The following is a 14,100-nucleotide window of genomic DNA, read 5'->3' on the forward strand; positions in this document are numbered from 1 at the left end:
TCGAGCTCGCCCTTGGCGCGAGGCAGCACAGTCAGGCAGCCTGGCTGCGCCCGCCCTTCGGCCCTTGCTTGCGCAAAATAACTCATACAACTTGAAGAGGGTTTGCTTTTATGAAAACGTCGCATCTCGGACTGTTGCCGCTCGCGGCCATGCTGTTCGCACCAGTGCTCGCCCATGCCGTGCCCGTGTCGACCCTCACGGGCGAGCGTCCCCTGGTCATCGCCCATCGCGGTGCCAGCGGCTACCTGCCGGAAGAGTCGGTGCAGTCGTACCAGCTCGCCATGCGGATGGGCGCCGACTACATCGAAGGCGACGTCTACCTGACCGCCGACAACAAGGCCGTGATGCTGCATGACGGCACGTTGAACGCCACGACCAATGTCGTCGCATTCGCGGCCACGCATCCCGAAATCGCCGCCCTGCGTTCCAGTAACGGGACCTACGATGTGCGCAAATTCACGCTGGCGCAGCTCGAGCAGTTGTCCGTGACGTGCCGCAACGCCAATGGCTACTGCACCGACAAGACCTATTTCAACCCGGCCATCTCGTACAGCTTCACGTCCTACGATGCGTTTCTCGACCTGGCCTACAACCATTTCCTGGAAACCGGCGTCGCCATCGGGGTCTTCCCGGAAGCCAAGCAGAGCGGGCTGGACGTGGCCGAAGCCATCCTGGCGGGCCTGACCAATGCAAAGTACAACGGCTACTTCACGACGCCAGGCCGCGCCCTGACGCAGTCCTTCAACGCGGCGCAGGTGGACTACCTGAACACCAACTCGTCCATCCCGGTCAGCTACCTGGGCGTCTGTCCGACTACAACGGCAGCGGCGGCAGCGGTTGCGGCCATCGCCGACGGGATCGGCCCGTCGGCGGGCCAGCTCAGCGCAGCCTGCGTACAGGCCGCGCACGACGCCGGCATGACGGTCACGCCGTACACCTTCCTGAACAACCCGGCCACCTACGAGGCGGCCTACAACCTCGGCGTGGACGGCGTCTTCACCAACTATCCGGACATCGCCGTCACCGTGCGCGACCAGGTATTCGGCCCGGCCACCCCGGTGCCCGAGCCGCATTCGCTGGCGCTGCTGGGCCTGGGTCTGGCCGGCATCGCCGGACTGAAAAAGCGCAAGCAGGCTTGATCACGCACGTGATGTGCACGCCCGGCCGGCCTGTCCGGCCGGGCGTTTTTACATGCCTGGTACTTCATGCCCCATGCATCGGCCGCGTCATCAGAGCGTCATCGGCGCTGGCTAAGATTTGCCGTCTTTCACTTTCACCAATTGTCATCCCATGAACCAATCGCATTCACGTCGCAATTTCATTCGCACCTTCTCTCTTGGCACCGTCGCCGTGTCGACCCTCCCGCTCGCGGCCTGCGGCGGTGATGGCGACGACCGCGTCGTCAGCTTCGCGCATGGCGTGGCCAGCGGCGATCCGCTCGCCGACCGCGTCATCCTGTGGACGCGCATCACGGCCACCGGCACCGCCGACATCGATGTCGGCTGGGAGATTGCCGAGACGAGTGACTTTTCGCGGACGGTGGCGTCGGGCAGCCTGCGTACCGGGCCGGCCAGCGACTTCACGGTGAAAGTGGATGCGACCGGCCTGACGGCCAACCGCAGCTATTTCTACCGCTTCGGCTGCTACGGCCAGCTCTCGCCGGTGGGCCGTACCAAGACCCTCCCAACGGGCAGCGTCTCGCGCGTGCGCTTTGCCGTGTTCAGCTGTTCGAACTACCCGGCCGGCTACTTCAACGTGTATGCCGACGCTGCCAGGTTCGACGACATCGATGTCGGCCTGCACCTGGGCGACTACATCTATGAATACGCGGCCGGCGGCTATGCGTCGCAGAATGCAAGCACCCTGGGGCGCGTGTCGAAGCCGGCCACCGAGATCATCACGCTGACAGATTACCGGGTCCGCTTCCAGCAATACCGTACCGACCCGGACCTGCAGGCGGTGCATGCGCGCATGCCTTTCATCGCCGTCTGGGACGACCATGAACTGACCAATGACACCTGGAGCGGTGGCGCCGAGAACCACGATCCGGCCACCGAAGGCCTGTGGTCGGCGCGGCGCCAGATGGCGATCCAGGCCTATCACGAATGGATGCCGATCCGCGTGCCGGACGCCGCGCAGCCGGACAAGATCTATCGCTCGTTCGATTTCGGCAACCTGATTTCGCTGCACATGCTGGACACCCGCGTGATCGGCCGCGACAAGCAACTGGCCTACGCCAGCTATGTCGGCGCCGACCGCAGCTTCAACAGCGCAGCGTTTACTGCCGACGTGACGAACCCGGCACGCCAGCTGATGGGCACGGAACAGACCGCCTGGCTGCGTAACCAGATGAGCAAGTCGACGGCCACCTGGCAGATCCTGGGCCAGCAGGTGCTGATGGCGCGCATGCTGCTGCCGGCGCCGATGGTGCTGGGCACCACGGGCTACCCGGCGTACTTCGCGATCGCCGCCAAGGTCAAGGCCGGTGTGGCGCTGAGCGCCGCCGAACAGCAGCTGGTCTCGGCCACGCCGGTGCCGTACAACCTCGATGCCTGGGATGGTTACCATGCCGCGCGCGAGACGGTGCTGAACATGGCGCAGGCGCTGAACAAGAACATGGTGGTGCTGGCGGGCGACACGCACAATGCCTGGGCCAGCGACCTGGCCGACCAGCAGGGGCGGGCAGTGGGCGTCGAATTCGGCGTGCCTTCCGTGACCTCGCCCGGTTTCGAAAGCTACTTCCCGACTGCCGCGCCAGCCACCGTCGCGGGTGGCATGGAGCAGCTGATCGGACCACTGCAGTACGCCGAGACGGCTTTGCGCGGTTTCGTCGTGCTGACGGTCACGCCGACCGAAACCCGGGCCGAGTACCGCTACGTCGATACGATCACGTCGAAGACCTATAAGGCGGCAGTCGGCAAGACGCTGCGCATGCTGCCGGGCGTGGCGAACCGCAAGATCGTGGCTGCCTGACGAGGGCAAGGGGCGAGGCAGCAAGCCTCGCTCCTCACCGCGTTCAGCACAGTCCCAGCTGCCAGACGAGCTTCTCCCGATCCTTTTCCAGCAGCTGCACCTCGACCCCCTTGCTGGCCGAGCGCGTGATCACGACCGTCTTGTGAAAATACGTGTACTGAATGCTGACCGTGCCCGAGCTCTCGCTGCGCTTCACGTCGGCCCGGTCCAGGTTGAGCTTCAGGTTCCGCAGGATCTGCGCATCGGGCCAGTCGGCCGACAGGCGCACGTGGCGCGTGCGGTCGTCGCCATTGGCCTGCGGGTAGACGCGCTCGCAGGCATGGGCGGGGGCGGGCACCACGATCAGCGCGGACAGTGACAGCAAGCCTGCTGCGAGAAGGTTCAGGGACAAGGCACGGGTCATGGTGTCGGCATCGGTAAGGAACAGGTGCTCACTGTAGCAGCAAGCGCAGCCGCTCGATATCGATCGGCTTGGTCAGGTGGTGGTCGAACCCCGCGTCGCGCGCCATTTGCCGGTCGCGTTCCTGGCCCCAGCCGGTGGCCGCAATCAGTTTGGTACTGGCGCAGGCGTCCAGTCCGCGCAGGCGCCGCGCCAGTTCGTAGCCATTGAAGTCGGGCAGGCCGATATCGAGCAGCGCCACCTCGGGCAGGAACGTCGGTGCCAGCGCCAGCGCGCCCGCCGCCGTATGCGCCAGCAGCGTCGTGCAGCCGAACAGCTCGAGCATCGTCGCCATCGTCTCGGCCGCATCGACATTGTCATCCACCACCAGCACCCGCAGCGGCGCCGGCTGGCCAGGCGCCGTCGATGTTTCTTCCGCCACCGCGCAACCGGCAATCAGCGGCAGGCGCAGCGTGAACTGGCTGCCGCGGCCCGGCCCGTCGCTCTCGACCAGGATCTCGCCACCATGCAGCTCCACGATGCCGCGCGCCAGCGCCAGGCCGATCCCCAGGCCGCCGCACGCGCGCTCGAGCCCTGTGTCCAGTTGCGTGAACAACTGGAAGATCGTGCTGAGCGCACTGGCAGGGATGCCGATCCCGTTGTCGCGTACGCGCAGCTCGGCGTGGCCGCACTGGCCGGCCAGTTCAACATCGATCAGCCCGCCATCGGGCGTGTACTTGGCCGCGTTGCCCAGCAGGTTGATCACGACCTGCGCCAGGCGCGTGGCGTCGCCGTCGACGGTCAGCGGCGCATCCGGCAGGGTCAGGCGCAGCGTGTGGCGCGCCGCCGTCATTACCGGCGCCATGTCGTGTACCGCGCCGCGCACCAGCGCCGCCATGTCGACCGGCGCGCGTCGCAGCTGCATGCGGTTCTGGGTGATGCGCGAGACTTCCATCAGGTCGTCCACCAGCCGCGTCAGGTGGCGCAGCTGGCGGTCGAACGCGCCGATCACGCGCGCGTCGTCGTCATTGCCATGCTTGATCTTGAGCACGTCGAGCGCGCTGCGCATCGGCGCGAGCGGATTGCGCAGCTCGTGCGACAGCATGGCCAGAAATTCATCCTTGCGCAGGTCGGCCGCCGACAACTGCGTGTTCACCGCGCGCAGTTGCAGGTCGAGCTGGCGCTGGGCCTCGCGGGCTTCGTCCGCGGCTTCCGACCTGCACAGCAGCGCGTTTTCGTAACGATGCCGGCCACCGGCGCGAAACAGCGCCCAGTGGTCGATCTCGTGATCGCCGTCGCGCTGGCGCACGAGCTGGAGCAGCACCGGCAGCCGCGCGCCGCCTGGTCTCAGGAGGTCGATCTGGATGTCATGCGCCGCGCCCTCGTTCTGCAGCCGGGGCACGCAGCAGGTGTAGTGGAACAGCCGGGCGCTGGCCGGCATCAGGTCGTGCAGGCGCGTGCCCACCAGCGTCCCGGGACGCATGCCGAGCCATTCATGCAGGCTGGCGTTGGCGGTGAGGATCATGCCGTGTGCATCGGTTGCCATCAGGCCGCATGCAGCCTGGTCGAAGAACAGGTCGGGTGCGGTGAGGGCGGCGTTCATGGACGGTCAGCGTAGCTGCTGTGCGAGGAAGGCGTCGATGGCAGCCGAGACGGCGGTCGGGGCGCTCATGTGCGGGCAGTGGCCGACGTTCGACACCATGGCGAGGGTACTGTGCGGCAGGTTTTCGTGCAGCCACTGGCCGGCCGTGCACGGCGCGATCAGGTCGTCGCTGCATTGCAGGATCAGCGCCGGCGTCGTCGACCGGGGCACATCAAGGCGATGGTCCGAGCGGAACGTGACGCTGGCAAAGTGATGGGCGATCTCGGGATCGTTGCGGCAAAAACTGGCCGTCAGCCCGGAGGCCAGGTGGGGCTGGTTGGGTGCGCCCATGATGGTGGGGGCAAGGCTGTGCGACCAGGCGATGAAGTTCGTCTCCATCGTCTCGAGCAGTTCGTCGATGTCGTCGCGCGTGAAGCCGCCGGTATAGTCGCCGTCGTTGATGTAACAGGCTGATGGACTGACCATGATCTGGGCGACGAAGCGCTCCGGCGCGGCAATCGTGGCCAGCATGCCGATCATCGCGCCCACCGAGTGGCCGACGAACACGACCGGGCCGACGGCATGGGCATCGATCAGGGCAAGCAGGTCGTCGGCGTGACCCTGCAACGATCCATGGCGAACAGGGTCATAGGCCGACAGGTCGGAGCCGCCGGAGCCGATGAGGTCGTAGGTCAGCACGCGATAGCGGTGCTGGTAGGCGGGGGCGAGGTGACGCCACATCGTCTGGTCGCAACCGAAACCATGGGCAAACACCATCGTGGCGGCGCCCCGGCCGGCGAGGTGAATGTGATGGCGGAGCTGGGCGGACATTGAATGCCTCTCGTCGGTTCACGCAGATATACACAAAAAATAACACCATTCCTGTGTAATGTCAGCAATGCCGATGTAAAAGGCGGTTAGTCGTGGTCGTCGTTTTCGCCGGCGCGTGTCAGTTGCGGGATCACCTTGACCAGGAGAATGCGCGGGCCGTTCATTTTCTTGACCACGACATCGAACTGTGGAAAGCCGATGCGCTGGCCCTGCTTGGGGATGTCGCCCAATTTGGCCATCAACAGGCCGCCGACCGATTCCACGTCGTCCAGCCCCATCTGTTCATTGTCGATGTCGATCCCCAGCAGCCGTTCGAGCGAGAAGATCGGCAGGCTGGCCTTGCCGATCCAGGTGCCGTCGGCCTGCTTGAGCCAATCGTTTTCGTTCATCCGGAATTCGTCGCGGATCTCGCCGACCATCGCGCCCAGCAGATTGTCGAGCGTGACGAAGCCAACCGGGCGCTTGCCTTTCTCACCAATCAGCGCGAAGTGGGGCGCGCCGCCGCGAAAGCGCCGGAAGATGTCCTGCGCCGGCGTGCGCGCCGAAATCGATTCGACCGGCCGCAGGAACTGGGTCAGGTCGCCGATGGGCCGGCCCGACTGCAGCGCAAAGTACAGGTCTTTCAGGTGGACGATGCCGATGACTTCTTCGCCGTCCTTGTCGAAATACGGGTAGCGCGAAAAGCGGTTGCGGCGCACGGTTTCCAGGTTCTGCTCGAGCGAGCGGCTGGCATACAGCGCGCTGACCTCGTTGATCGGGCGCATCAGCTCGGATACGGCCAGCTGGCTGAAGTCGAGCGACTGCGCCAGGATGTTGCGGTCGTCCTGCGTGATCTTTTCGGCCGGGTTACTGGTGCGCAGGATCAGTTTCAGTTCGTCGAGCGAGTAGTGGTGGTCGTGCCCGCCCTTGCCGGCCAGGCCCGCCACGCGCAGCAGCGTGTTCGCGCTGGCATTGAGCAGGGCGATTGCCGGGTACATGGCCCAATAGAACGCATACAGCGGGATCGCGCACCACAGCGCTACCGATTCCGGCAGCCGGATCGCCAGCGTCTTTGGTGCCAGTTCGCCGACCACGATGTGCAGGAACGAGATGACCGAGAACGCGACGATGAACGAGATACTGTGGATCAGCTCTTCGGACGTCACGCCGACGAAGGCGAACACCGGCTCGAGCAGGCTGGCAAAGGCCGGCTCGCCGACCCAGCCCAGGCCCAGCGACGCCAGCGTGATGCCGAGCTGGCAGGCCGACAGGTAGGCGTCGAGCTTGCCATGGACTTTCTCCAGGATGCGTCCGCGCAGGCCGGTGGTCCTGGCGATGGCGTTCACGCGGGTCTTGCGCAACGTGACGATACTGAATTCAGCGGCGACGAACAGGCCGTTCAGCGCGACCAGGAACAGGGCGAGAACGAGGAAGAGGATATTTTCCATGCTGGAGATGTATTAACAAAAGGCAAAGCAAGAGGGCATTGTACAACCCAAAACGGCCCTTATCCGTCTGCCAACGCGCCTTTGTGCACTGCCGACAGGATTGCCTCGACGGCCGGATGCTTGATCTTGCGTTCATTCGAGATCGCATAGAAGTGTTCGCGCACCTCCGGCACCCGCCCGACCAGCTCGGCGCCGAGCTGGTAATCGATGTCGGCAGCGGGTGCGGCGGGCGTGAAGAACAGCCCCAGGCCGCGCCGGCCAAAGGTATTCAATAACGCGTTGTCCTCGAACTCGCCGACCACGTCGGGCCGGATCGCATGACGCTCGAACCAGTCGTCGATCTTGCCGCGCAGGGCGTTGTTGCGCGTGGGGAGCAGGAACGGCGCGCCGTGCAGCGATGCCGGAAAATCATCGCGGTAGTCGTGTGCCAGGGCCGGGGCGCCGACGACGAACATCTCGCTTTCGGACAGCAGGTGGCTGAACACCCGCAGCGTGGTGCCGGTGGGCACGGCGCGGTCGGTCAGCACGACGTCGAGCTTGTGCAGCGCCAGGTCGCCCAGCAGCGCCTCGTACTGGTCTTCGTGGCACACCAGGCGCACCGGCGTGGCCAGCCGGGTCGTCACCTCGAGCAGCCGGTAGGCGGTGAACTTGGGCAGCGAATCGGAAATACCCACCGCCAGGCGGATGCGCGTGCTGTCCGAGGCGTCGAGCGCCTCCTGCATCTGCTCACCCAGCAGAAATATCTGGTCGGCATACGACAGCGCCAGGCGACCCGCTTCGGTCAGCGTCAGGCGTCGGCCCTGCTGCGTGAACAGGGCCTTGCCAAACGCCTGTTCAAGTAAGGTAAGCTGCGTACTCACTGTCTGGATGGCCAGGCCAAGGCGCTCGGCGGCGCGCGTGATGCTGCCTTCCTTGGCAACCACCCAGAAGTAATAGAGGTGACGGAAATTGGGGAGTGCGTGGCTCATGGCTTCTGTTTTTCGGAAGTAATCTTCCAATTATCTTCGCTTTTTCAATCGCTTGCCAACCTTTACACTAGTTCGTCAGCACCGTTTTTCTATAAATCATAAGAGGGGAATATTAATGAAGTACTTTACCTGGTCATTCATCGTGACCGCGGTCTGCCTGGCCCTCGCGGCCTGGTGGGGTTTCGAGCACGGTGGCGTGTCGGGCCTGGTCACTGCGCTGGGCGTGGCGACCATCCTCGCCGTCATGGAAGTGTCGCTGTCGTTCGATAACGCGGTGGTCAACGCGTCGGTCCTCAAGACCTGGGACGAGTTCTGGATCAAGCTGTTCCTGGGCGTGGGCATCATCATCGCCGTGTTCGGCATGCGTCTGGTGTTCCCGCTGGTCATCGTGGCTGTTGCCGCTGACCTGGGCGCGATGGAAGTCTGGGACCTGGCACTGTCGGATCCGAAAGCCTTCTCGATGCACCTGACCAACCACCACGCTGAAGTGGCGGCATTCGGCGGCATGTTCCTGCTGCTGGTGTTCCTGAACTTCATGCTGGACGATGAAAAAGAAACCCACTGGCTCGGCAACTTCGAAGCAAAGCTGGGTTCGCTCGGCAAGGTGTCGTCGATCGCCGTCATGATCGCCATCGCCGCGCTGCTGTTCAGCCTGACGTATGTTGATGAAGCGCAGAAGATGGTCGTTGCGATCGCCGGTATGTGGGGCATCCTGGTCTACGTTGCTGTCGATATGCTCAGCAGCCTGCTGGAAAAGAGCGAATCGGGCGGCGGCGCCGTCGGCGATGCGGTCAAAAAAGGCGGTATCGGTGGTTTCCTGTACCTCGAAGTGCTGGATGCGTCGTTCTCGTTCGACGGTGTGATCGGCGCGTTCGCGATCACCAGCGACGTCGTGATCATCATGCTGGGCCTGGCAATCGGCGCGATGTTCGTGCGTTCGATGACCGTGTTCCTGGTGCGCAAGGGCACGCTCGATGAATACGTCTACCTCGAGCACGGGGCGCACTACGCGATTGGTATCCTGGCCGTCATCATGCTGGCCAGCATGAAGTGGCACGTGCCAGAGCTGATCACCGGCGGTGTGGGCGTGGCCTTCATCCTGGCATCGCTGTGGAGCTCGATTCAGTACAAGAAGAAGCACGCCGCACTCGGCGGCGCGTAACACGGTAACCCACCGTCGGCGCGGTGATGGTTGACGGCGGAGTAGGGTGGACGGCTCCGCCGTCCACGCGGTGATGGTTGGCGGCAACGTCATCGTCGCAGCAACATGGCAGCACAGAATTCGCTGCGAGTGGCAGAACACCAGCTCGCGGCGCTTGCAACCCGGTGTTCACTATTTAGGAGATTCTCACCATGGCAATCAGTCTGCAAAAAGGCGGCAACGTCAACCTGTCGAAAGAAGCACCAGGCCTGACTTCGCTGAAAGTCGCACTCGGCTGGGACATCCGCGCTACCGACGGCGCAGCCTTCGACCTCGACGGCGCCGTGTTCCTGCTCAATTCGTCCGGCAAGGTCCGTTCGGATGGCGACTTCATCTTCTATAACAACCTGAAGTCGAGCGACGGTTCGATCGTCCACTCGGGCGACAACACCACCGGCGCCGGCGACGGCGACGACGAATTCGTCACGATCGACCTGACCAAGGTCCCGGCCGACGTCGACAAGGTCGTCCTGGGCGTGACCATTCACGACGCTGAAACCCGCCGCCAGAACTTCGGCATGGTCGGCAAGGCGTTCATCCGCTGCGTCAACAACGCCACCAACGCCGAAGTCGCGCGCTACGACCTGTCGGAAGACGGTTCGACCGAAGCAGCAATGATCTTCGGTGAGGTCTACCGCAACGGCGCGGACTGGAAATTCCGCGCGATCGGCCAGGGCTTTGCCGGCGGCCTGGGCCCTCTGGCCCGCAACTACGGCGTCAACGTTTAATTATTCAAGCCAGGGCGCTTCTGCGGGGCGCCCTGCGTGGAACCCATTCTAAGGAAGCCAAATGCCAGTATTTACCGTGACCGGGGATGTCGATCCTTTCCTTCATGTGTCGATGAAGCAGGGCGAGACCATCTATTGCGAATCCGACGCGATGGTGATGATGGAATCGACCCTCGACCTCAAAGGCAAGATGAAGGGCGGGCTCGGTAGTGCGCTGATGCGCACCTTTGCCAACGGCGAGTCGTTCTTCCAGCAGCACATCGAAGCCACGCGCGGCGATGGTGACTGCCTGCTGTCGCCAACCCTGCCGGGTGCGATGCAGACGGTCGATGTCGGTCCGAACCACTACATCATCAGCGATGGCGCGTTTGTCGCGGCCACGTCGGGCGTGGACCTCAAGGTGCGCACGCAAAGCCTGGGCAATGCCATCTTCGCCAACAGTGGCGGTTTCTTTGTCACCGAGACGGGTGGCCAGGGCCAGGTGGTGGTGTCGGGCTTCGGCTCGATGTCGGTGCTGGATGTCGAGCCGGGCAAGGACGCGATCATCGACAACTCGCACGTGGTGTGCTGGGACAGCACGCTGCGCTACGAGATTTCGATCACGACCGGCACCAGCGGCGGTTTCCTGGGTAACCTGATCAACAGCCAGACCAGCGGCGAGGGCATGGTCCTGCGCTTCTCGGGTCGCGGCAAGGTGTATGTATGTTCGCGCAACCGCACTGCATTCAAAGCCTGGATGCAGCAGCCAGCGAAATAACGGAGGAACACAATGTCAGTCAATCTGCAAAAAGGCCAGAAGATCTCTCTGGACAAGGAAGCCGGTGGCGGCCTGTCCCGCGTGACCATGGGTCTGGGTTGGGATGCGATCAAGTCGAAGGGTTTCTTCGGCTTCGGTGGCGGCAAGGCGGACGCAGTCGACCTCGACGCGTCGGTGGTCATGTTCGACGAGTCGAACAAGCCAGTGGACGTGATCTGGTTCCGCCAGCTCAAGAGCAAGGACGGCAGCATCGTCCACACGGGCGACAACCGCACCGGCGCCGGTGATGGCGACGACGAGCAGATCACCGTCGACCTGAACGCCGTGCCGGCATCGGTCAAGGCGCTGGTCTTCACGGTCAACAGCTTCACCGGGCAGACCTTTGCCACGGTCGAAAACGCCTATTGCCGCCTGATCAATGCAGGCAACCAGCAGGAAGTCGCGCGCTTCAACCTGTCGGTGACGGGTTCGCACTCGGCGCAGATCATGGCCAAGCTGTACCGCCATGGCGGCGAGTGGAAGATGCATGCGATCGGCGAGAACGGCAATGGCCGTACGTTTGACGATCTGATGCCGCAGATTTCAGTGCACCTGTAATCGGCGGGATTGTTCGACCAGAGAACCGGGGCCTTGTGCCCCGGTTTTTTATTGCTGCGACGTGCCTTCGCAGATATAGCGGCACAGCTTTTCCGTATCGTTCTCGTGCTTTTCGAGGATCGACGCTTCGCGTTCCTTGAGCTGTGCCAGCTTTTGCGGATCGGTCTCCTTGCTTTTTTCGTCGTTCAGCGTCGCCATCCTGTGCGCGAATTGTTCGTTCTTCGCCGCGGATGGACCCACTTCGGCGCAGGCGCGCATGCAGCTGCCGTACGTCCTTGGGGCCGCAGTGGCGTGCGAAGCGATGCATGCCAGTGCCAGTGCGGTGATGATCTTGTTCATGGTTTCTACCTGTTAGTCATAGTTTGGTTTCCAGCCGAATCGCCACGCGCGCATGGTTGGACGTATCGGTCGTGCGCCGCACGATCTCGGCCGCGCCCAGATACTCGTCGATGCGTGACCGTGTGCGTGGCATGAGATTGTCGAGATTGAGCACCAGCCTGGTCTGCTTGCTGACCGTCCAGCTCGCGTTCATCCCCAGCACCCGCTTGCCCGATTCATACACGCGCTGGTTCACGCTGTCGCGTACCCAGTCCCCTGGCAGATAACTGGCGTCGATGCCCAGCTTGACCGGCACTGTCCGGAGCGTATAGCTGCCGCCCACCTTGGCGCGCCATGGCGATTGGCCGGACAGGCGGTTGTCGGGGCCGGGCAGGTCGCTCAGCGTGGAGTCGGCCAGGCCCACGCTGCCATGCAGGTCCAGGCGCGCCAGATGGCTGCCGATATCCTTGCCCGAGATGCGTGCTTCCAGGTCCAGGCCCCGGATCCGGGCGCTGCCCAGATTGGCCTGGCGGCCGATATAGCGCGGTGTGCTTGCCCACGGCACATCGGCCTGGACGATTTCGTAGCCGGTCTTGTTGCTGATGTTGCGCGAGTAGGCCTCGAGTGTGATCTCGCTGTCCTTGCCGATGCCATGGCTGTACGACAGGTTCACACCCAGCGCCCGTTCGGGCTGCAGGCCGGGATTGCCGGCAGTGTCGGCGGTATCGAGCGTGTTGGCGCCGCACAGCATCTGGTCGCGACACGGTGCAAACGTGTTGATCACGGGACGCCACAGCAACTCATCGAAAAACGGCGCGCGAAAGCTGCGCGCGACCGAAAGCCGGAGCTGGCGCTTGCGGTCGGCGCCAAGCTTGCGCGACACGTGCAGCGACGGCGCCCACATCGTGAAGCCGGGGCTGCTGCTGGCCGTGCCTTCGCGCAGGCGATAGGCGCGCCGCTCGACCGAGCTGCCGATGTTCAGGGCCCAGCTGCGATTGATGCGCCATTCGTCCTGCAAGAACAGCTCGCTGCTCGTCAGGCGGGCCGTGTCGCTGCGGCCCAGGACCGCCAGGCTGTAGTCGGGCATGCCGTTGAAGAAGTCGCTGTAGGAATTGTTGGCCCGGTTGTGCACGAACTTGGCGCCAGCCGTGATCGCATGGCCGTTTTCGAACTCGGTCGCGTAGTCCACGTGCAGGAAGGTATTCGTCGTGACGGACCTCGGGCGCGATACCCGCTCGTCCATGAGCGCCGCATTGCCGGTATCGATGCGCAGCGCATCGCTGTCAATGTGGGCGCGGTTCACGTTCAGCTTCACGTTCAGGCTGCTCTCGGGATCGATCCGCCAGTCCCAGCGCAAGGGAATCTCGAGCGACGTCATCGCACTGTCGCCATCCTGGCGCGTGAGCAGGGTGCTGCCGTCGCGCCAGAAGCGTTGTTGCCGGCTGCGTCGCGGCCCCCCGAAATAACTGGCCGCCGGACTGAATGTCAGCGCGTGCGCGCTGTCGACGTTCCAGGTGAACTCCCCCGAGGCACTGACGATGTTCGCGGCATTGCGGTTGCGTAACTGGCCGGTGTAGGCCAGGACCGGCGCGGCAACGGCGTCCTCGCGGGTCGCGATGTAGTCCATCCGGCTGGACACCGGCTTGTGTACGGCCGACAGGCGCACGCTGTAGACGAGCGGCGTGCCCTCGATTGGGCCGCCCGTCGACCATGCCACATCGGCGCCAGGGCGCCCGGCCGTCGTTGACAGGCCCGCATTGACCTGTGCCAGCTGTGTCTTCTGCGCCTTGCGGCGGATGATGTTGATCGTGCCGGCGATGCCGATCGGGCCGGTCGCGGCAGTGCCCGACTTGATGATCTCGATGCGCTCGACATGCACCAGGTCGAGCGTGAACGTGTCGCCCTGGGGCGGCATGCCGTCCACCAGCACCTGCGTGTAGCCGGGCAGGCCCAGCAAACCGATGCGCCCATCCTTGCCGACGCTGACCGATGGCTCGCGGTTGAGCAGCTCGCCGACATTCTGCAGGCCGCTCCCGGCGATGCGCGCCTTGCCGATGATGACCTTGCCGGCAACAAAATCGCGACTGGCCTCGACGTCGCCCTGGACGCCGTTGACGACGACTTGCTGGGGCGCGGCCGTAACCGGTGGTTCGGCCCTGGCCACGGCCGTCAGGCAGACAGCAAAACAAGTAAGTGCAAAACGCATCCGGCGACATTTCGTGTGACAACCGAAGAAGCTTAGCAGCCCAATCACGCGGAATTATCAAACAATGTCACGGTTGCAATAATCTCGAATCACCCCATTGACAAGGCCCACCGTCGCGTTTACTGTATTAACC

Annotated in this window: 13 protein-coding genes; 6 read left to right on the forward strand and 7 right to left on the reverse strand. The window is 63.9% G+C overall.

Annotated features, from left to right (window positions below; all coding sequences use genetic code 11):
* Nucleotides 1-110: 110 nt before the first annotated feature.
* Together AC56LN_RS14745 and AC56LN_RS14750 are read left to right on the forward strand one after the other, a co-directional pair.
* Nucleotides 111-1,139: a glycerophosphodiester phosphodiesterase family protein gene (locus tag AC56LN_RS14745; protein WP_499572780.1), complete on the forward strand. Its 1,029-nt coding sequence runs from the start codon at nucleotides 111-113 to the stop codon at nucleotides 1,137-1,139.
* A gap of 151 nt (nucleotides 1,140-1,290) precedes the next feature.
* On the forward strand, nucleotides 1,291-2,973 hold the full coding sequence (locus AC56LN_RS14750) for an alkaline phosphatase D family protein (RefSeq protein WP_499572782.1): 1,683 nt from the start codon (nucleotides 1,291-1,293) through the stop codon (nucleotides 2,971-2,973).
* A gap of 43 nt (nucleotides 2,974-3,016) precedes the next feature.
* Here the strand turns inward: AC56LN_RS14750 and AC56LN_RS14755 are convergent, their stop codons facing one another.
* The 5 genes from AC56LN_RS14755 to nhaR form a co-directional block, all read right to left on the reverse strand.
* The gene (locus AC56LN_RS14755) at nucleotides 3,017-3,376 is read right to left on the reverse strand and encodes a hypothetical protein (protein WP_499572784.1); all 360 of its coding nucleotides are present in this window, start codon (nucleotides 3,374-3,376) and stop codon (nucleotides 3,017-3,019) included.
* 28 nt (nucleotides 3,377-3,404) lie between these two features.
* Complete coding sequence (locus AC56LN_RS14760) at nucleotides 3,405-4,955, reverse strand: hybrid sensor histidine kinase/response regulator (protein WP_499572786.1); 1,551 nt, start codon at nucleotides 4,953-4,955, stop codon at nucleotides 3,405-3,407.
* Nucleotides 4,956-4,961: 6 nt separating this feature from the next.
* On the reverse strand, nucleotides 4,962-5,765 hold the full coding sequence (locus AC56LN_RS14765) for an alpha/beta fold hydrolase (RefSeq protein ID WP_499572788.1): 804 nt from the start codon (nucleotides 5,763-5,765) through the stop codon (nucleotides 4,962-4,964).
* 86 nt (nucleotides 5,766-5,851) lie between these two features.
* Nucleotides 5,852-7,192 carry a hemolysin family protein gene (locus AC56LN_RS14770; protein ID WP_332533028.1) on the reverse strand — a complete coding sequence of 447 codons (1,341 nt, stop codon included), beginning with the start codon at nucleotides 7,190-7,192 and terminating at the stop codon, nucleotides 5,852-5,854.
* A 59-nt stretch (nucleotides 7,193-7,251) separates the two neighbouring features.
* Nucleotides 7,252-8,160 carry a transcriptional activator NhaR gene (gene nhaR / locus AC56LN_RS14775; protein WP_332533029.1) on the reverse strand — a complete coding sequence of 303 codons (909 nt, stop codon included), beginning with the start codon at nucleotides 8,158-8,160 and terminating at the stop codon, nucleotides 7,252-7,254.
* Between the two features lie 115 nt (nucleotides 8,161-8,275).
* On the opposite strand from nhaR, the gene AC56LN_RS14780 reads away from it, so the two are divergent.
* From AC56LN_RS14780 to AC56LN_RS14795, 4 genes are all read left to right on the forward strand, one after another.
* Complete coding sequence (locus AC56LN_RS14780) at nucleotides 8,276-9,322, forward strand: DUF475 domain-containing protein (protein WP_332533030.1); 1,047 nt, start codon at nucleotides 8,276-8,278, stop codon at nucleotides 9,320-9,322.
* A gap of 191 nt (nucleotides 9,323-9,513) precedes the next feature.
* Nucleotides 9,514-10,089 carry a TerD family protein gene (locus AC56LN_RS14785; protein WP_183557061.1) on the forward strand — a complete coding sequence of 192 codons (576 nt, stop codon included), beginning with the start codon at nucleotides 9,514-9,516 and terminating at the stop codon, nucleotides 10,087-10,089.
* 61 nt (nucleotides 10,090-10,150) lie between these two features.
* Nucleotides 10,151-10,846, forward strand: a complete 696-nt coding sequence (locus AC56LN_RS14790; RefSeq protein ID WP_499453422.1) for a TIGR00266 family protein — start codon at nucleotides 10,151-10,153, stop codon at nucleotides 10,844-10,846.
* A gap of 12 nt (nucleotides 10,847-10,858) precedes the next feature.
* Nucleotides 10,859-11,443, forward strand: a complete 585-nt coding sequence (locus tag AC56LN_RS14795; RefSeq protein ID WP_499572791.1) for a TerD family protein — start codon at nucleotides 10,859-10,861, stop codon at nucleotides 11,441-11,443.
* 48 nt (nucleotides 11,444-11,491) lie between these two features.
* Here the strand turns inward: AC56LN_RS14795 and AC56LN_RS14800 are convergent, their stop codons facing one another.
* Both AC56LN_RS14800 and AC56LN_RS14805 read right to left on the reverse strand, forming a co-directional pair.
* A complete protein-coding gene (locus AC56LN_RS14800; protein ID WP_499572793.1) occupies nucleotides 11,492-11,782 on the reverse strand; it encodes a hypothetical protein in 291 nt (96 codons plus the stop codon).
* A 16-nt stretch (nucleotides 11,783-11,798) separates the two neighbouring features.
* A complete protein-coding gene (locus AC56LN_RS14805) occupies nucleotides 11,799-13,967 on the reverse strand; it encodes a TonB-dependent receptor plug domain-containing protein (RefSeq protein WP_499572795.1) in 2,169 nt (722 codons plus the stop codon).
* Between the last annotated feature and the right edge of the window lie 133 nt (nucleotides 13,968-14,100).

The organism is Telluria sp. ZT3P26, assembly GCF_059686035.1.

Excerpts from the sequence above, each read along its gene's own strand:
- nhaR (WP_332533029.1), bottom strand. The coding sequence starts at position 8,160 with ATGAGCCACGCACTCCCCAATTTCCGTCACCTCTATTACTTCTGGGTG.
- AC56LN_RS14760 (WP_499572786.1), bottom strand. The coding sequence starts at position 4,955 with ATGAACGCCGCCCTCACCGCACCCGACCTGTTCTTCGACCAGGCTGCA.
- AC56LN_RS14745 (WP_499572780.1), top strand. The coding sequence starts at position 111 with ATGAAAACGTCGCATCTCGGACTGTTGCCGCTCGCGGCCATGCTGTTC.
- AC56LN_RS14800 (WP_499572793.1), bottom strand. The coding sequence starts at position 11,782 with ATGAACAAGATCATCACCGCACTGGCACTGGCATGCATCGCTTCGCAC.
- AC56LN_RS14755 (WP_499572784.1), bottom strand. The coding sequence starts at position 3,376 with ATGACCCGTGCCTTGTCCCTGAACCTTCTCGCAGCAGGCTTGCTGTCA.
- AC56LN_RS14785 (WP_183557061.1), top strand. The coding sequence starts at position 9,514 with ATGGCAATCAGTCTGCAAAAAGGCGGCAACGTCAACCTGTCGAAAGAA.
- AC56LN_RS14795 (WP_499572791.1), top strand. The coding sequence starts at position 10,859 with ATGTCAGTCAATCTGCAAAAAGGCCAGAAGATCTCTCTGGACAAGGAA.
- AC56LN_RS14780 (WP_332533030.1), top strand. The coding sequence starts at position 8,276 with ATGAAGTACTTTACCTGGTCATTCATCGTGACCGCGGTCTGCCTGGCC.
- AC56LN_RS14750 (WP_499572782.1), top strand. The coding sequence starts at position 1,291 with ATGAACCAATCGCATTCACGTCGCAATTTCATTCGCACCTTCTCTCTT.
- AC56LN_RS14790 (WP_499453422.1), top strand. The coding sequence starts at position 10,151 with ATGCCAGTATTTACCGTGACCGGGGATGTCGATCCTTTCCTTCATGTG.
- AC56LN_RS14765 (WP_499572788.1), bottom strand. The coding sequence starts at position 5,765 with ATGTCCGCCCAGCTCCGCCATCACATTCACCTCGCCGGCCGGGGCGCC.
- AC56LN_RS14805 (WP_499572795.1), bottom strand. The coding sequence starts at position 13,967 with ATGCGTTTTGCACTTACTTGTTTTGCTGTCTGCCTGACGGCCGTGGCC.
- AC56LN_RS14770 (WP_332533028.1), bottom strand. The coding sequence starts at position 7,192 with ATGGAAAATATCCTCTTCCTCGTTCTCGCCCTGTTCCTGGTCGCGCTG.